This window comes from Fodinibius roseus, from assembly GCF_900129315.1.
Lineage (GTDB): Bacteria > Bacteroidota > Rhodothermia > Balneolales > Balneolaceae > Fodinibius > Fodinibius roseus.
This window is the reverse complement of sequence record NZ_FQUS01000009.1, coordinates 150968-168617: the sequence shown is the minus strand read 5'-3', so window position 1 is coordinate 168617 and position 17650 is coordinate 150968. Positions and strand designations below refer to the sequence as shown.

At 47.0% G+C, this 17650-nt stretch carries 19 protein-coding genes; 15 read left to right on the top strand and 4 right to left on the bottom strand.

Annotation, left to right across the window (positions count from 1 at the left end; translation table 11 throughout):
- The first annotated feature begins 25 nt into the window (after positions 1 to 25).
- The 11 genes from BUB16_RS10375 (at position 26) to nadD (ending at position 9214) form a co-directional block, all read left to right on the top strand.
- Entirely contained in the window at positions 26 to 367 is a 342-nt protein-coding gene (locus BUB16_RS10375) for a HesB/IscA family protein (RefSeq protein ID WP_073063366.1), read from the top strand.
- A gap of 7 nt (positions 368 to 374) precedes the next feature.
- Positions 375 to 899 carry a DUF2480 family protein gene (locus BUB16_RS10370; protein ID WP_073063482.1) on the top strand — a complete coding sequence of 175 codons (525 nt, stop codon included), beginning with the start codon at positions 375 to 377 and terminating at the stop codon, positions 897 to 899.
- 145 nt (positions 900 to 1044) lie between these two features.
- Positions 1045 to 1803 (top strand): SDR family NAD(P)-dependent oxidoreductase, encoded by a 759-nt coding sequence (locus tag BUB16_RS10365; RefSeq protein WP_073063362.1) that lies wholly within the window; start codon positions 1045 to 1047, stop codon positions 1801 to 1803.
- A gap of 225 nt (positions 1804 to 2028) precedes the next feature.
- Positions 2029 to 2751, top strand: a complete 723-nt coding sequence (locus BUB16_RS10360) for an SH3 domain-containing protein (RefSeq protein WP_073063358.1) — start codon at positions 2029 to 2031, stop codon at positions 2749 to 2751.
- A 124-nt stretch (positions 2752 to 2875) separates the two neighbouring features.
- Positions 2876 to 3649 carry a M15 family metallopeptidase gene (locus BUB16_RS10355; RefSeq protein WP_073063356.1) on the top strand — a complete coding sequence of 258 codons (774 nt, stop codon included), beginning with the start codon at positions 2876 to 2878 and terminating at the stop codon, positions 3647 to 3649.
- Between the two features lie 6 nt (positions 3650 to 3655).
- On the top strand, positions 3656 to 4180 hold the full coding sequence (locus BUB16_RS10350; protein WP_073063353.1) for a GNAT family N-acetyltransferase: 525 nt from the start codon (positions 3656 to 3658) through the stop codon (positions 4178 to 4180).
- Between the two features lie 134 nt (positions 4181 to 4314).
- On the top strand, positions 4315 to 5517 hold the full coding sequence (locus BUB16_RS10345; protein ID WP_073063350.1) for an MFS transporter: 1203 nt from the start codon (positions 4315 to 4317) through the stop codon (positions 5515 to 5517).
- Between the two features lie 133 nt (positions 5518 to 5650).
- Positions 5651 to 6682: a type 2 isopentenyl-diphosphate Delta-isomerase gene (fni, locus tag BUB16_RS10340; RefSeq protein ID WP_073063348.1), complete on the top strand. Its 1032-nt coding sequence runs from the start codon at positions 5651 to 5653 to the stop codon at positions 6680 to 6682.
- Positions 6683 to 6736: 54 nt separating this feature from the next.
- The gene (locus BUB16_RS10335) at positions 6737 to 7729 is read left to right on the top strand and encodes a polyprenyl synthetase family protein (RefSeq protein ID WP_073063479.1); all 993 of its coding nucleotides are present in this window, start codon (positions 6737 to 6739) and stop codon (positions 7727 to 7729) included.
- Positions 7730 to 7745: 16 nt separating this feature from the next.
- Positions 7746 to 8612: an outer membrane protein assembly factor BamD gene (locus tag BUB16_RS10330; RefSeq protein ID WP_073063345.1), complete on the top strand. Its 867-nt coding sequence runs from the start codon at positions 7746 to 7748 to the stop codon at positions 8610 to 8612.
- Positions 8612 to 9214 carry a nicotinate (nicotinamide) nucleotide adenylyltransferase gene (gene nadD / locus BUB16_RS10325; RefSeq protein WP_073063341.1) on the top strand — a complete coding sequence of 201 codons (603 nt, stop codon included), beginning with the start codon at positions 8612 to 8614 and terminating at the stop codon, positions 9212 to 9214. The genes BUB16_RS10330 and nadD overlap by 1 nt, the downstream gene beginning before the upstream one ends.
- Positions 9215 to 9240: 26 nt before the next feature.
- Here nadD and BUB16_RS10320 read toward each other — a convergent pair whose 3' ends face one another.
- Genes BUB16_RS10320 through BUB16_RS10305 form a run of 4 tightly spaced genes read right to left on the bottom strand, consistent with a single transcriptional unit; the run spans position 9241 to position 13532 of the window.
- Positions 9241 to 10626, bottom strand: coding sequence for a peptidylprolyl isomerase (locus BUB16_RS10320; protein ID WP_073063338.1), 1386 nt, complete (start codon positions 10624 to 10626; stop codon positions 9241 to 9243).
- Positions 10619 to 11557 carry a peptidyl-prolyl cis-trans isomerase gene (locus BUB16_RS10315; RefSeq protein ID WP_084088188.1) on the bottom strand — a complete coding sequence of 313 codons (939 nt, stop codon included), beginning with the start codon at positions 11555 to 11557 and terminating at the stop codon, positions 10619 to 10621. The genes BUB16_RS10320 and BUB16_RS10315 overlap by 8 nt, the downstream gene beginning before the upstream one ends.
- A 2-nt stretch (positions 11558 to 11559) precedes the next feature.
- Positions 11560 to 12894 carry a NupC/NupG family nucleoside CNT transporter gene (locus tag BUB16_RS10310; protein WP_073063332.1) on the bottom strand — a complete coding sequence of 445 codons (1335 nt, stop codon included), beginning with the start codon at positions 12892 to 12894 and terminating at the stop codon, positions 11560 to 11562.
- Positions 12891 to 13532 (bottom strand): thymidine kinase, encoded by a 642-nt coding sequence (locus BUB16_RS10305; RefSeq protein WP_073063328.1) that lies wholly within the window; start codon positions 13530 to 13532, stop codon positions 12891 to 12893. The genes BUB16_RS10310 and BUB16_RS10305 overlap by 4 nt, the downstream gene beginning before the upstream one ends.
- A gap of 601 nt (positions 13533 to 14133) precedes the next feature.
- Here BUB16_RS10305 and der point away from each other — a divergent pair.
- From der to BUB16_RS10280, 4 genes are all read left to right on the top strand, one after another.
- On the top strand, positions 14134 to 15441 hold the full coding sequence (gene der / locus BUB16_RS10295) for a ribosome biogenesis GTPase Der (RefSeq protein ID WP_073063321.1): 1308 nt from the start codon (positions 14134 to 14136) through the stop codon (positions 15439 to 15441).
- Between the two features lie 87 nt (positions 15442 to 15528).
- Entirely contained in the window at positions 15529 to 16227 is a 699-nt protein-coding gene (locus BUB16_RS10290; protein WP_073063318.1) for a NuoI/complex I 23 kDa subunit family protein, read from the top strand.
- A gap of 9 nt (positions 16228 to 16236) precedes the next feature.
- Complete coding sequence (locus BUB16_RS10285; RefSeq protein ID WP_073063476.1) at positions 16237 to 16806, top strand: hypothetical protein; 570 nt, start codon at positions 16237 to 16239, stop codon at positions 16804 to 16806.
- A gap of 14 nt (positions 16807 to 16820) precedes the next feature.
- Entirely contained in the window at positions 16821 to 17432 is a 612-nt protein-coding gene (locus BUB16_RS10280; RefSeq protein WP_073063315.1) for a hypothetical protein, read from the top strand.
- Positions 17433 to 17650: the final 218 nt, after the last annotated feature.

The following is a 17650-nucleotide window of genomic DNA, read 5'->3' as shown; positions in this document are numbered from 1 at the left end:
GTAGACCAGAGGAAATTAATAACATATGTCTATTACTGTTAGCGACCGTGCCGCACGACGTATCAAGGAAATTCAGAGTGAACAACATCTCCCGGAAGATGCCAAACTGCGTGTTGGAGTGGTAAGCGGAGGTTGTTCGGGGCTGACTTATGACCTGAATTTCGACTCACGGACCGATGAATCCGAATCTTCGGAAGATCAGGAATTCAGGGACAACGGTATTAACCTGATTGTGGATATGCGTAGTTTCCTGTACCTGTCCGGAACAGAATTGGACTATACCGAGGGACTGGAGGGGCAGGGCTTCCATTTTGAAAATCCGAATGCCACGAGAACATGTTCTTGCGGAGAATCATTTTCAGTATAAATTGGTTATGGCTACAGATACCCATGGCGAGATTGTTAACAAGATAAAGCAATCAGACAGGCTTGTAACGATTGATTTGCAGAAGTATTTTGATTCCACGCCCCGGGCAGGCCTGGATTTGAAACAGTTTTTGTTCAAAGGACTGATTCTGAAAGAGAAAGAGTTCCGGGAGGCGCTTAAGGAATACGATTGGAGCCAGTACGGGGACAAGTATGTCTGCGTTTATTGCTCGACGGACGCTATTCTTTCCAAATGGGCCTATATGCTGGTAGGCCGGCATTTGACCCCGTTCGCGAAGGAGGTCTTTAAAGGTCGCCCGAATGAGATTATCCATGAACTCTACCGCCGACAATTAGAACCAGTTGATTGGAGTCAATATGCCGGTAAATTTGTTATCCTGAAGGGGTGCAGCGACGAAGAACGACCCGTACCGGATAGCATTTATCTCTATGCTACTCAAAGACTTATACCCCACGTCAAAAAACTGATGTATGGTGAGGCCTGCTCCAACGTTCCGGTCTACCGAAACTGAGTTATTGCATATAAGTTTGTTATTCGCGACTTGGTCCGACGTGAGGTTTTAGTTAGCCTTTTTTGGCCCAGGGGATTATCCCATTCCTTTAACAATGTTGAAAACAGATTTTTTGTATTCAGGATAATGTTTAACCAGATAGGAAATGATGGGCAATTCGGAAGTTAATGCTTTAGTAACGGGAGCATCCCGGGGAATAGGCAAAAGCATAGTACAGGCGTTGCTGCAGGAGGGAAACAGGGTTATAGGGACTGCCCGTAGTTCGGTTTTTCCCGCAACCTTTGCAAAACACAAGAATTTTGAGGGTCTGCATGTCGATCTTGCCCGAACTGAACAGATGAGGACGCTCTTGAAACCTGTTTTTGACCGGGAAAAAGCACCGATGGTGCTCATCAACAACGCAGGAATCTCTGAAGATGCTGATATGTCTGCCGGCGATGATCGGTGGCTGCAAACCTGGGACCGAACAATGCAGGTAAACCTCCGCGCTCCGGCGCTGCTCTCCAAGTGGGCGCTCAATCGCTGGCAACGGGAGGGGATGAACACCGGGGAGGGTATCCTTATTAATATTGCATCACGGGCGGCCTACCGCGGTGATACCCAGGAGTTTGCTTCCTACGCCGCATCCAAAGGGGGATTGGTTGCGTTCACTAAAAGTGTAGCCCGAGATTTTGGCGAGCACGGCATATCGGCCTATTCGATAGCACCCGGCTTTACGCAAACGGATATGGTCAGTGATTCGACTGAGATCTACGGTGAAAAATATTTAACACAGGGCATGTCCTTTGACCAGATTACCTCGCCTGAAGAAGTGGGGGAGCTTGTGGCTTTTCTGGCATCGGGTAAAGTGCCTCATATGACGGGTTCGACCTTCCATATTAACGGGGGAAGTTATATGATTTAGCGACAAGATTTACACCTGCGCTGAACGACACGCAAGATAGGCACATAGCGTTTTTGTATATGTTCCGTAACTCTCTATAATACAACTTTCAGGGGGGGAGCATCTGTGATGAAAGACTTATCGTTTTACTATTTTTATTCCCCTCATTTTTTATTTAAAATGCTCTCTCAATAATATTAACTCAAACAGGCACTCCATATCACTATCAAAAGAAGAATCAATCCGATGTACGCTACATTTTCTCGCATAGCCGTGGTTGTTCTGGTATTTACAATTGCCGGTCTGGGTTTTATAACGGGCTGCAGCGGCTCTATGACCTGGGAGGAGGCCCGACAAGCTGATACGTACGAAGCCTACCAGTCGTATATCGAAGACAACCCGGAGGGCGAGCACCTTGAGGAAGCCCAAAAACAAGCTGACAACCGCTATTGGGACGTCATTAAAGACGACTCGACCGCCGAAGCATTTGAGACGTATCTCGAAGAATTTCCCGACGGAGCGTTTCGGACCGATGCTCAGAGCAAGCTCAATCAGATATCATCGGCCAATATGGCCACAAAGGGACGCGTAACGGGATCAAATGTCATTATCCGAAGTGACCACACCACCGAATCGCCCTCAGCCGGCGTTGTTGCAAAGGAGGGAACGGTTGTTCAAATCCTTGACCAGTATAACTCCGGCAACAGTAAAGAAGCTATTTTAAAGCGTGATGTTGTCATCGTAAAAAATGGAAATCAGGTCTCGCTGCCGGAGGGAAAAGCCGTCAGAATTCTGTCCGACCGCAGCGATTCCGTTCGCGCATCCTTTTCCACGCCCGACTATGGTGCCACCGAAGCCATGATCAGCAAGGATAATATAGAGGCGATGAGTGGACAAAAATGGTATAAGATCCACACCAATGACGATATCACCGGCTGGATTTACGGCAAGTTTATAGAGGAATTGTGATAATTTCTGTTATTCATTGAGGCTCTTGCGTGCCTGTTTCTACCAAATCAACCTTCCAGGATTACGAGTAAAAAGCAAAAAAAAACAGCTTAATTAATTAATTAATTAAATCAACCCCTAATTTATGAGAATAATCTTGTTTCTCTTTCTCACGCTAATGATCAGCTGCAGCTCAGACAAGTCGTCTTCGAATGATCAGCAAGCACAAACCGTGCAAGCGGCGGAAGCCACAAATAAGGATACTCTGCAGGTCGATACCTCCATAGAATTTGTAACCGGCCAGTTTGATTTCGAAACCCATGACGATTTTGTGCGGGTTGATTCACAGTATGCCGACAAGGAAATATATCTGCATGAGAAAACCTATGAAGCTTTCAAGGCGATGGCCGACAGTGCAAAGGCGGACGGAATTACGTTTACCCTTATCTCGGGCACCCGTAATTTTGACTATCAAAAATCGATCTGGGACCGAAAGTGGAATAACTCGACCGCTGATTCTGATTTGGATAAGGCACTTGAGATCCTGGAATACAGCTCTATGCCGATGACCTCCCGTCACCACTGGGGCACCGATATCGACCTCAATGATTTAAACAACAGCTATTTTGAGAGCGGACAGGGCAGGAAAGAATATGAATGGCTAAAGGCTCACGCGAACGATTTTGGGTTTTACCAGCCTTACACGGATAAAAGCCTGAACGGTCGCACGGGATACAATGAAGAAAAATGGCACTGGTCATACCTTCCGCTGGCAAGCCAATATTTGAAATTTTATAACCAGCATATCTCCAATGCAGATATCACGGGATTTAAGGGTTCTGAGCTTGCAAAAGAAATTGATATGGTGGGCAATTATGTGAATGGGATATCGTCAACAATAAAAAAGGAAAGCCGGTAACCTCAGATGTGCAAAAAAATAAAAACTGACCTGCCAGACTGCTACCTCCGTTTTGCCGAAGAAGAGGATGTCCCCCTCATACTCGATTTCATTCGGCGCCTTGCTGAGTACGAAAACATGTCGGATCAAGTGGTTGCAACCGGGGAGCAACTGCAGAAAAACCTGTTCGGCGAACAGCGGTATGCCGAAGTATTGTTGGCTTATTACCACGATCAACCGGTGGGATTTGCCCTCTTTTTTCATAATTTCTCTACCTTTATGGGCAAACCCGGTATACATCTGGAAGACCTGTATGTTATGGCTGACTTCCGGGGCAAAGGAATCGGAACCACGCTGCTCGGGTACCTTGCACAATTGGCTATCGATCGTAATTGCGCGCGCCTGGAATGGGTGGTCCTGGATTGGAATACGCACGCCATTGAGTTTTATCACGCGTTGGACGCTCATCCCATGGATGAATGGACGACCTTCAGGCTCACGGGCGAATCGCTGAAAAAAGTCGCAAATAACAATTATACCCGCCGCGACTAAACCCGCACCTCAAGATAATTACCCTGCCCCGAACTTTTTATTTGGGAAAGAAGTTTAATTTCATCTGAATCAGCCGTATTTTCCGTGCTGTAATAATTTGGATCACTCTAAAAAACACTGACACCCATTTTTTTGTGAATTACCTGAGTTTTGTTCTCCGGGAAAAGCGTATTTTGACCTTCGGTCTTTCTTTTACCTTTTTTTCCAGTTTCGGACAGACATTTCTGATCTCACTATTTGTCCCCTATTTTTTAAAGGATTTCAACCTGTCGAATGCCGGCTTTGGCTCCCTGTATTCTGTTGCCACGCTTGGCAGTGCGGCCATTCTTCCCTATCTGGGCCGATTGATCGATCACCTGCCTTTGAAACAATATGGCATGTATGTGGCGATAGGCCTTCTTACTGCCAGTGTTACACTGGCCTTGTCGTGGCATGTCGCGTTGCTGTTTGTCGCCCTTTTACTTCTGAGGCTTTCGGGACAGGGACTGAGTTCCCATACCGCACAGACAGCGATGGCGAGGTACTTCATACATGAACGAGGGAAAGCTCTCAGCATATCCAGTCTGGGATATCCGATGGGAGAGGGCATATTCCCGCTCATTGTGGCCGGTATGCTTTCGATATTAAGCTGGCGTATGACCTGGGCGGCCTTTGCGGTAGTTATTGCCCTGCTTTTCATACCGTTTATACAGCTGGTGCTTAATGAATCACACACCAGCCGGCTGGATGAATTGAAAAACGGTGATACAGACTCCGGGGATTCAAAAAAGTTTTATCAACGTATTTTGAGCGACTCACAATTTTGGCTGCTGGTCCCCGCTGTATTGTTGCCCGCATTCTGGGCAACGGCTCTCTTTCTGTACCAAATCTCCATCGCCGAACAGCTGGGATGGACATCCGGGCTGCTGGCCACCGCTTTTGTGGCTTTTGCGGGGACCCGTATTGTAAGTTCCCTGGGGGTGGGGCCGCTTATTGACCGGTGGAGCGCCGATACGTTATTTCCCTTTTATTTGTTACCTTTTGGTGCCGGGTTAATGATTGCCTGGTTTCATCCCGGATCGTGGTCAGCTTTCCTGTATATGGGACTGCTGGGAGTGACGATGGGAATGGGCAGCAATATCAAATCAGCTCTCTGGGCTGAACTGTACGGGGAGAAAGTGATTGGTACGGTACGCTCCCTGTTTTCTTCTTTGATGGTGTTCAGTACCGCCTTGAGCCCGTTTATGATAGGCTGGCTGCTGGACCATGAGGTTGCTATGACCACCATATTAGTGGGAGCTATCGGTTCTATACTCCTGGCAACAATCCTTGCGTTTATGGCTTTTAAAAATGAATAACGTATGAATCAGTACAAAAAGAGGGGAAGGAGGTAATTTCTGAAGAGAATAGAGGAGACCAAATAAGAGACCGAACAATTGAAGCAGGTAGCTTAAATCGGAAAATGATAATTAAAAACATCCGGCCAACCCTATGTCGATTAAACAACGTAAAAAGGATCATGTGGATTTAACAACGTCGGGCCAGGTTGATTATCAACAGACAACCGGTTTTGAGCGGTATCGATTTGTTCATGATGCGCTGCCGGAGGTAGACATGGATGACATATCCACCCGGACGGACCTGCTGGGGCGTTCATTTTCCTTTCCACTGTTTATTTCTTCCATGACCGGGGGGTACACCGACGCCGGGGCGGTGAACGCCATCATCGCCGAGTTTTGCGAGGAATACAACCTGCCCTTTGGGGTGGGGAGCCAGCGTATTTTGCTTGAAAACCCGGAAGCCGTCTCTTCCTTTGCTGTCGTGCGGAAGCGTGCTCCCGGCGCTTTTATTGCTGCCAATATCGGAGGTGCCCAGCTCGCAGGAGGTCTTCCACACGAAAAGGTGAGGATCCTTATCGATTCTATTGAGGCGGATGCTGTTATTGTCCATCTGAATCCGCTGCAGGAGCTCATGCAACCGGAGGGCGACCGTGCCTTCAAAGGTATTCAGGAGGGCATTGCCCACCTGGCTGAGCAATGCGAACGTCCCCTCATAGTGAAAGAAACAGGAGCGGGGATCTCCGGAGAGGTTGCCAGGCGGCTGCTGGAGGCCGGGGCGAAAGTAATTGATGTGGCAGGAGCCGGAGGGACCAGCTGGGCTAAAGTCGAAAATAAACGCAAAAGTAATCGGTCCCCACAGCACCAGTTTGACGATTGGGGAATCCCCACCGTAGACTGCCTCCTCCAGCTGACCGGCCTCGGGGAGACCCGCCCGTTTGAGATTATTGCCTCGGGAGGTATTCGCTCGAGCCAGGACATCGCCAAGTCCTTGTGCCTGGGAGCTGACTTTGCGGCTACAGCCCAGCCCGTCATTACAGCGGTTGTCGAAAAGGGGACAGAGGGACTCGAGTCGCTTTATCACAACTGGCAGCGCCAGCTTCGTATGATTCTGACCCTGCTCGGATGTGAACAGATAGGCGAACTTAAACGGCGCCATCTTAAATTAAAGCATCCCGAGCGGTAACATCTTGTCTCAAAATGCTTATATTTGGCCTTTCATAATTTTAGTATTATCCACGTGCAAGTTACAGAACCACAAGAACTGTCGGATCTTATAGACGAAGGACTCAACCGGATCGATTTGCCGGGAAAGCCCGGAGTGCTCTATGACCCGGTGCGGTATACGCTCGGATTACCGGGCAAGCGTGTGCGTCCCCTCTTGACACTCATTGGCTGTGGACTTTCCGGCGGAAAAGTAAAAGAGGCCCTTTCTGCAGCTATTGCCATTGAGCTTCTGCATAACTTTACGTTACTGCACGATGATATTATGGATGCTGCCGGCACGCGCAGGGGCCAACCCAGCGTGTTTAAAAAATGGAGTGCAAATACGGCTATTCTTTCCGGTGATGCAATGTATGCCAAGGCCTTCAAACAGCTGCAATATTATGGCTATAATGAAGCCTATTCCAAGGAACATTATGCTTTAATCCTTGATATTTTTCTGGACAGCGCACAGCGTGTTTGCGAAGGACAAGCCTATGATCTCGATTTTGAAAAAAGGGAACAGGTATCTATTCAGGAATATCTGCAGATGATTGACGGAAAAACAGCTGCCCTCATCAGTAGCTCGTTAGCCATTGGGGGAGCCGTAGCCGCAGCCGCTAAACCGACGATTGACCGGCTGAGGAAAGTGGGGCAAAAAACCGGTATCGCTTTTCAAATTCAGGATGATTTGCTGGATGTGGTAGCCGACCCTGATAAATTTGGTAAACAACGGGGCGGAGATATTAAAGAAGGAAAGAAAACATATCTGTCCCTTCTTGCGTTACAACGATGTGATGCAGATCAAAAAGACCGGCTGTCTGAAATTCTTGCTGATCAAGAGCCTTCTGATGATGATGTGGCAACAGTCATTGAATGGTATAATGAACTGGGTGTCATTGATACTACGCGCAACGTTATCCGGCAATACTATGAAGAAGCAATGGAGCAGATTGAAACTTTTGATCAATCATGCTACAAAAATGAAATTATAACGCTCTTAAATCGTTTGATCTCCAGAGAATATTGAAAAAAACATTATTGATATGATAAGTAACTCAACGTCTTTTTTTCGAATTTCGTGTTTAATGGTAGCCATAACTGTTTTGATATCCTGTAAAAATGAGGATTTGATCCAGCGAGGGGATACGTTGCCGACAGCTTATAAAAAATCAATGAGCCTGTTCCAGTCGGGGGAATATTCTGATGCGGCAGAAGCTTTTGAGACCGTTATCGAGCTGGGCAGGGGCACTGATTATGGGCAGGAAGCTCAGTTCTATCTTGCGGAATCGTATTTTAATGACGGACGCTACCTGCTTGCCAGCGCGGAATATGCCCGCTATACCACGCTCTATCCCCGGGCTGACAAACGAGAAGAGGCACACTTTAAAGAGGCATACAGTTATTATAAACTAAGTCCCCGTTACAAGCTTGATCAAAAACATACCCGTACGGCCATTGAAAAATTTCAGCTCTACAACTCCAGGTATCCTGATTCCGAAAGGGTCAAGGAAGCAGCCCAGTATATTACCGAGCTCCGCTCAAAACTGGCAAAGAAACTTTACTACTCCGCCAACCTGTACCGGCGCACCAAAAGCTATGAAGCGGCTATCGTCTATTATGATTTGACCATTGAGAATTATCCGGAGTCGAACTGGGCCCAGCGAGCTCTTGTGGATAAAATAAGCACGTATGTTACGTACGCCGATCGCAGCGTTCAGTCAAAGCAGCGTGAGCGCTACCAGGGCGCTGTTGACGCCTATGAAACCTTCGTTCAGCTATTTCCCGAAGGCGAGTACCGGTCAGAGGCCGAAGAACATGTAGACGACGCACGGGCAGCATTAGCGGACCTGGGAGAGGGTAGTAGTTCCGAAGAAGAGGAACAGAGTCCTGTTACCAGCAATTTAGATTAATGCGGGCTTTCAAACAATCGGTGGGTTTGCTGGGGGGGAGTTTTGATCCTGTTCATAACGGACATCTTTCCATCGCCCGATCATTTGTAGAATCCTCTTACCTATCTGAACTTTGGCTGCTCCTGACTCCTGAATCCCCTCATAAGACACAGCAGGAATTTACGGAGTATGATCTGCGGTTCGAGATGTTATCTTGTGCATTTAAGGACAAGGATAAAATTGTAGTCTCTGATGTTGAAAAACGACTTTTGCCGCCCTACTATACCCTGCAAACGCTTCAGCATATAACAGCACAACACCCGGACAAGAAATTCTATCTGTGTATGGGCGAGGACTCGCTTGTGCACTTTCATACCTGGCACAAGTGGCGTGATATTCTCTGCTGCTGCGAACTTTTGGTCGCCCGACGGCCTTCTTTTCAACCGGGGACACTGGACCCTGAAATCAGCAGCAAGACCCATTATGTTGTTCATCAACCGGTAGATATCTCCTCCTCCGAAATCAGAGAAAAAGTGCGAAACGGAGTGGATATCACCGATCTCGTACCTTCACCGGTGGCTGATATTATCACACGGCATCAGCTGTACAGGAATAAGGAATAGCTGTAAACAATCTATATCTATCCCCCCTATAGACTCATATTCCTGTACTTGTCGGGGATCGGTATTTTGTATTCCACATACATCTCATCGCGTAGATCCGCAATCCATGAATTGATCATCCGCTGCTGCTTGGCCTGTAGCGCCACGGCCTTGATACGATCATAATCCTGTTCAAAATTAGCCACATGTTCTTCAACGTGCTTATTTAAGCGAACGATACGAAAAGCCCGTTTGGCGTTGTTACTCTGTCCCATCTGAAAAGACTTCGGCTCCGAGATATCTCCTTCATTTTCAAGTAACAGTACGATGCGATAAAGCGCAGGGTCCATTTGTTCAAGGGCCAGCATTCGTTCCCCGGTTTCCGGATTTAGCAATCGTCCCCCAAGAGGGGCCGTATTCGGATCTTCCGAATGCTTGCGCGCAACATCCGCAAAGGTTACATCCTCATTGGTTTGTATGGAATCTTTTAACTCTTCAAGCCGATTGATGGCGGCCTGATCGTCATAACTTTCTTCATCGATGGAAATTAAAATATGATTGGTATCAATTTGATCGCCCACGCGTTCGTTAAGACGGATGACGTGAAAGCCGAACGAAGACTCTACAACCTCGGAAATTTCCCCCGGCTCCAGCGCCGCAGCGGCTGCAGAATACTCAGCTACCAATTCGTCCAGCGACATCAGGGGAAGTTTACCACCGTCCGATGCGGAGGGACCATCACTGTGTCGTTTTGCTAACTCCTCAATAGTCTTGCCGTGGTTAAGGACCGAATCGCGGAGTTGTTCGGCCAGATTACGTGCCTGCTGGCGGGCATCTTCAAGCGGGGGAGGGGTGAGAACAATCTGTGAAACACTAACTTGTTCCGGAATGGTCGGTAGAGAATCTTCCGGGATGCTTTCAAAATATTCTTTGACTTCGGGACGGGTAATTTGCACTTCCTGCTGCTTCTGCTGCTGCAGGCGCTGGACCGTCATCTGTTCGCGGAAGTTCTCCCGCATATCAGCTCTTATCTGGACAATACTTTGACCCATCTGCTGTTCGAGCGCTTCTTCACTGCCCAGTTGCTGGATGGATTGTTGAATACGCCGATTGATTTGCTGGTCAACCTGCTGATTGGGAATCTCAACCGAATCCCTTTTTGCCTGATCCAGCATAATATTCCGGTCAACAATATTTTGGAGAACAGAGTACCAGATATCCTCGCCAAAAGGAATCTGCCGGTTTTGCTGCTGCTGCATCTGCAATATATATTGCCGGACCTGCTGGTCGACATCAGATTTCAGGATGATATGGTCGTTAACGACAGCAACAATTTTATCGACGGTTTTACCGGAGGATTCCTGTGCCTGGACCAGCATAGGGATCATTCCGAGTGAGAGCGTAAGAACCAGAATATAATAAATCTTATTCATCTGTTGGGTTACTTTCAAGGCTGTCTGTAAGAGTCTTTTTAGAATTATGCTTTGTTGGTATAACGTCGTAAACATCCATTTCATTATTCGATTCGGCTTTAAGATAAAGATTCTTTAGGTAGGAATTGAACTTTCGCTTCCTTTTATCAAGAATAATCCAGTTTTCCACTTTATCCATGACCCACTCCATATCCGCAGTCTCATTCTGTTCCCGTCTGCCGGTTAGCTGAACAAACTGGTAAACACCGTTTACTCGCTGGATAGGTGAAATTTCATTTATGTCCATTGTTTGAAGGTAACGGCGCATGATTTCATTACCGTTTAGCACTTCAGAAATCGGACGAAAATTCCGGGCATTTTCGATCGCATCTGGAGGCTCCATCGCATAGTTATCCGCTACCTGATCCCACGATGTCCCGGATTGCAGGGCCCGCTTGGCCGTCCGGGCATCCTCGATAGTTTGGGTCTTCAGGTGACGATATTGCACATAACGTTCACCTAACTTGAAATGTTCTTTATTTGCATCATAGTAAGCTTTTACCTCTTGATCGCTTACAGTAGTATCCATTTCGTCCGTGATAATATGCATCCGCAGGGCTTCCCGTAAAATTTCGTCCCGGGCCCGTTTCAGTCTCTGTTGAATCTCTTCCCGCTGTCTTAAATTCATTTTATCGGCTTCCCGGAGTACTAACTTGCGCTGAATCCATTGCTGCCGATACTGAGCGAGGGCCGCAGCGCTGTCCTCTTTATAAATAAAAGGAGGAATCGCCTTCTTTGCCTGTTCGAGCGACAAGTATTCGTCCCCAACGCGAGCGATATGTTCAGACTGCTGATCTGCCTCTGGTGATTGGCAAGAGAATGCCGTCAGGGCTAGCAGCCCGCACAGCAGCAATAATATGTGAGTTTGACAGTGGGTCGTCAAAGATTTCATAATTAGAATAACATTCCGGCTATCGTTGCAGTCATTAAATTGGCTAACGTACCTGCTAAAACAGCTTTAAGACCAAATTGAGCCAGTTCCGACTTGCGACTGGGAGCCAGGCCGCCAATACCGCCGATCTGAATCGCTATGGATGAAAAATTTGCAAAACCACACAAGGCAAACGTAGCCATCGTAATGGTTTTGGGGCTTAGGCTCGCGTTACCGACCATATCGGAAAGCTGAAGGTATGCTACAAACTCATTGAGCACGACTTTTGTTCCAAGCAGCGATCCCATATTCACTGCATCGGCCCAGGGCACTCCCACAATAAAAGCAACGGGCGCCAACAGCCATCCCAGGAGCGTCTCAATGCGAAGGCTTCCTTCCGGTATTACCGCATTCAAGCCCGTAAGATTACCGAATCTTTCTAAAAAATAATTTCCCATAGCTAATAACGCAATGAAAGCCAATAACATAGCACCAACATTTGCAGCTAATTTTAGTCCTGTCGCCGCCCCGGTTGCAGCGGCGTCAATACCGTTGGCATCCGTCTGCTCAACCTCTATCTTCACTTCTCCTGAGGTTGCGGGCTCATCTGTCTCCGGATAAAGTATTTTGGCAATCACCAGGGCGGCAGGGGCTGCCATCAGGCTCGCCCCAAGGAGCTGTTCGGCAAACATCAAACGGCCTACATCCAGCGAAACCTCATGTGCCTGGGCATAGGAGTTGCCCAGCATTTGTACGTAAGCAGCCATGACTCCCCCCGCAATAGTGGCCATTCCTCCGGTCATAACAGCCAGCAGTTCTGACTTGGTCATTTTTTTGATATACGGCTCAACCACAAGCGGGGCTTCCGTCTGTCCCACAAAAATATTCGAAATCACGGACAGCGACTCGGCCCCGGAAGTCCCCATTAGTCTTTGCATGCCTTTTGCCATATATTGTACCAACCGCTGCAGGATACCATAGTGATACAGGATAGCTGTCAGGGAGGCAAAAAAGATGATGGTTGGAAGCACCTGGAAAGCAAAAAAGTTACCCATGCTGTCGTCCATGCCGGGACTCAGGGCAAGGTCCCCAAATATAAATTCGGCCCCTTCGGTGGTAAAATCGAGGACGATTACAAAGAAGGAGGAAACCCAGCTGAAGAAATCTTTCGGCCAGCCGAGTGGCGACCAGTATTCCGCCATATTCCGGCCTTTTAAAATAAAGACGGCCAGTACGAACTGCAAGCTGAGCCCCGTACCGACAAGCTGCCAGTTAATTTCTTTTTTATTCCTGCTGAAAGCCAAAGCAATGGCTATAATAGCCGCCATTCCTAAAATCCCGCGTAGAATGTCAATCATGATGAAGGGCTGGAATCATTATTGGGATTTCCCCTGGTCAGGGGCGGGACGGCCTTACCCCGTCGCTGGTCGACCGGGGGACGAAAACAGTGGCGTGCCCGCGGTTCGTAGGCGTCGGTTTCACCCACAAGCATGCGATTATCATTGTCAACGACCCGTTGTGAATAGTGAGCCATTGTACCGCTTTCTGCACAAATGGCATGAAGCTTGGTCACATATTCGGCAATAGCCAATAGCCTGGGCATGGGCTCAAAAGGACGTCCTTCAAAATCCATATCCAGTCCCGCTACAATAATCCGTTTACCGTCATTTGCGAGTGTATTTGCTACACTGATCAATTGATCATCGAAAAATTGCGCCTCGTCAATACAGATAACCTGAGCATCTCCGGTCAGCAGCACCATCTGATCGGCGGTATCGACCACCAGTCCGGGCAGGACATTCTCGTTGTGGGATACAATATCTTCATCACTGTACCTGTTATCCATTTTAGGCTTTACGATGACAACTTTTTGTCCCGCTATATGCGCACGCTTCGCGCGACGAATGAGCTCTTCGGTCTTTCCACTGAACATGCCCCCGCAGATCACTTCGATCCATCCAAGATGCTCTGGGACAAATGACGGTTCATTGAGCATAACATTTATGGTGAGTATTTCTGGTAGTGTCTGTTAATGCATGGAATATATCTGTGTATCATTAGAAATAAAAAGACTGAAAATATTTCCTGTCAATAGATACATGAGAGCTATATAAAACCGTTCTTTTGGTCAACCTGTGCATTCCCGCCTTTCATATCCCTGCACTTGATTATACATACTGCGGTTTTGAATTCGCTAAGGTTTTGATAGTGGCAAAAAATCCCCGGTTTCCGAGTCCACCAATAATCGTTTAACCATGTGAAGGACAGCTGTTTTTCAGAGTTGATCTTCTTTCATCAGCTGGCTTTGAGTGTACATGTCCCAAAAGATCCAGATAATAGGATAGGGTGGAAACAAGACCGAAAAAAAAAGTTTTACGGGTTTTGTACGGTCATTTTTGAGCTGTGTAATGCCCGCAACGCCAGCTAACCAAAAAATAAAGCAAATAAAAATAAGAAATGAGATCGAAATGGATCCCAGAAATCCAAAACTGTTATAAAAGGTTTGTAACATAGAGTTAGTACTCTACTTTAAGCAGTTAATTCGTTATTTTCTTCGGTGACAAAACAATATCAAATATATTTAGACTAAAGTCCACATGCTTCCCGTAGTTTCAATTGTAGGCCGACCCAATGTCGGCAAGTCTACTATCTTTAACCGTCTTATCGGCAGCCGCAAGGCGATCGTTGATGACGAATATGGTGTAACACGCGATCGCCACTATGGCGAATCGTTTTGGAACGGACGTCGATTTAACGTGATCGACACCGGCGGTTATTTGCCAGACGCCACAGACGTGGTGGTGGAGGGGATCCGGGAGCAGGTTCACATTGCCATTGCGGAATCCGATGTGATCCTTTTTGTCGTCGACACCGAGGGAGGGATTACCAGCCTGGATAAAGCGGTGGCTGAATTACTTCGCAAGCAGGATAAGCCTGTGCTCCTCGTCCCCAATAAAGCCGATAATGATGAGCGAACGCTCAACGCCACCGAATTCTATGAATTGGGTTTTGAGGAACTTTATCCCATCTCCGCAGTCAACGGCAGGGGCACCGGAGACCTACTGGATGAGCTCGTATCGCGCCTGCCGGAGGAAAAAGAAGTACCGGAAACAACGACGCCGAAACTGGCTGTTGTGGGCCGACCCAATGTGGGAAAAAGCAGCTTTGTCAATGCACTGCTGAATCATGAACGGTGTATTGTGACCGATATCCCCGGAACTACGCGCGACTCTATAAACAGCAAACTGACGTATGAAGGCAAGGACTATATCCTTGTTGATACGGCGGGACTCCGAAAAAAGCGAAAGGTCAAGGAAAATGTGGAGTTCTATAGTACGGTTCGCACAGACCGGGCTATCAAGGAGTGTGACGTGGCCATTCTGATGCTTGATGCTATGCGGGGATTCGAAGCTCAGGACAAGCATATCCTCCGGGAAGCCGAAAAATACAACAAGGGCATTGTCATCGTACTCAATAAATGGGATCTGGTGCCTGACAAGGACACGAATATCCACAAGGAATTTGAAGAATATATCTACAGTCGTGCACCTATGATGGAATATGTTCCCATTGTCTCCATTTCTGCATTAAGTGGACAGCGAATCCACAAAGTCATAACCGTGGCCGATCGGGTACTTGAGGAGCGTAAAAAGAAAATCAGCACTCCTGAACTAAACGACTTTATCGGCCGAATTCTTAAAGAAAAGCCGCTGCCTATCCGAAGGAGAGTGCCGCTTAAGATTAAATACGGCACACAAGTGAAAACAAGTCCCCCGGTGTTCAAGTTTTTTATGAATATCCCCGAAGAGCTACCGGCCAATTACCGGCGTTATATTGAGAACAAAATCCGGGAGGAGTACGGCTTTGAAGGAGTGCCAATAACAATGACGTTTAAAAAGAAATGATTTTACCTTTGATGGGAATCATTTAATGAGTTATTTTCCACTCAATAGTAAACAGAGCTATAACCACTATTTCTTAAAAGAAGACCAATGGCAGCACCGCAAAATTTAGAACAGCCGCGTGCCAATACGCTCAATGAAAATTTTGAGCGCGAGCGCGAGTTATCTTTTTTGGAAAATTTATATCTGCCCGAAATTTTTAAAGCGCTTTGGTATACCCTGAAGCAGATGTTTCTGCCTAAAGTTACCCTGCGCTATCCCGAAGAAAAGTGGGACCCTCCGGCTATTTTTCGCGGCCGCCCTGTTTTGGTTGAAGACGAAGGGAAAGAGCGATGTGTAGCATGCGGACTTTGTGCCCGTGCTTGTCCCCCGCTGGCTATCAGCATGCAGGCCAATGAAGACTCGGATGATCCCAAAGAGCGTTATCCCGACTTCTTTGAAATTAACATGCTGCGCTGTATCTACTGCGGCTACTGCGAAGAGGTTTGTCCCGAGGAAGCGATCGTCATGAGTAAAGATTATGATATTGTTTTTGAATCAAGGGAAGAGGCTATTTATGACAAACAGCGACTGCTGGTTCCTAAAGAGGACCTCAAAGAACGACTGGATTTTCTGCGAAATTACCGAAACCGGCAGTTTGGCCAGTTCTGGGATTTCCAGGAAGAGAACAATATCCATTCCGTGCGCGATCGCGACCGTGAGTTTAATTCCGGTCTCTCGTTGGTAGAAATGCTTGAACAACAAGAACATAATGACAATGTTGAAGCCGAATCACCCTGGGCACGATAGTAAAAGATGATGGCTGACCAAAAAGTTTCCCGGGAAGAGGTAACGCGGCTGATTGAAGATGCCGCGTATCTGCAAGACGAAGCTGATGCCCTCCAGTATGTGATTGAAAGCGTCCCTTACGACCAGTCCCCGCCCGGCAAGCGGTCCATTGGAGAAATCCTGTTGCTCATTGACCATGCCCAGACCTCCTACTATCGTTCCATCCTCGAAGATGCTCTCAACAGCGAGCGTCCCACTCATGTAGACAAATTCGCGCATTTTGAAGAGAGCTTTGATTTTGACGGGGAGATTGAGGATATACAGAAGGTTCTCAAGAAAATTTCGAAGCACCGGGCCGGCGTTGTTAATGCCATGAAGAATATACCTCTAATAGATTGGGAAACAACTATTTATAACGATAATCAACAACTTTTATTGGTTCACCTGATGCAGCAGATGATCCGCTTTGAGCGGGGCATGTTAAAAAATATTGCCAGTCAGGTTATGGAGTACAGCAAGGAAAAAGAAACCAAGAGGGAAATACAACAGCGCCAACAGAGACAGCAGAAAAACGGGGAAGATCCCGTTAACAATACATAGGCCGGTGCTTATCTATGCTGTGGTTTGATATTTTGCTTATGTTGACAAGCGGTTATGCCGCTTTTGAACTTATAAAGTTTGCACAGGGCAGGGGACGCCTTAAATTTCTGGGGCTCACTATTGCGGCCTTTATATTTACTTTTATGGAGGCAACAGCTGTCATTGGCGGATTTTTTGCTACCTCGGCCGTTACAGCCGTAGTTGATTTTATAGTTGAATGGGGACATTTGATCTGCCTTGCTTTTATACTTAGTGCCTTAGCCATATTCATACGGGAATCGAAGCCTGTATTCGCTCAATTTCCCCTAATTTATACGGCCCTACCACTCTTTATCATCATCTCATATTTTTTTGTATATGATAGCATTGTCTTGAAAAAATGGATGTTTTTCCTCTACCAGGGAGGAGCGTTGATGGTCTCTCTCATGATGTACGGTCTCTATAGCTATCGCTCACGGACATATGTCATCATATTGGCAGGCATAGGTTTATTTTTTCTGGCTTATATTTTGTTTTGGAGTTTTTCGGCGGAAGCCAGGGAATCGTTGTCCTGGCTCTGGAAACTGGTGCTTGCGGGGGGGATTGTAACCACTGTACTGGGCTATAAATATGCCCATAACAACTGATCATTGGTTTTGAGTTATTACATTATCCCTTGGCATGAGCCTTAGAGTATTAATCCGGCATTGCTCCACAAACACTATTTATTATTTTTGCTTAATTCCGGCGTTATCGGTCGGTTGAAATACTCACATATGAGCTATATGCTGCGAGGACAACCTTTCCGGAGCTTGACCTTGACAAAATCCCTGGTTTTTCAAAGTCTTCTAACAATTGATTTGGA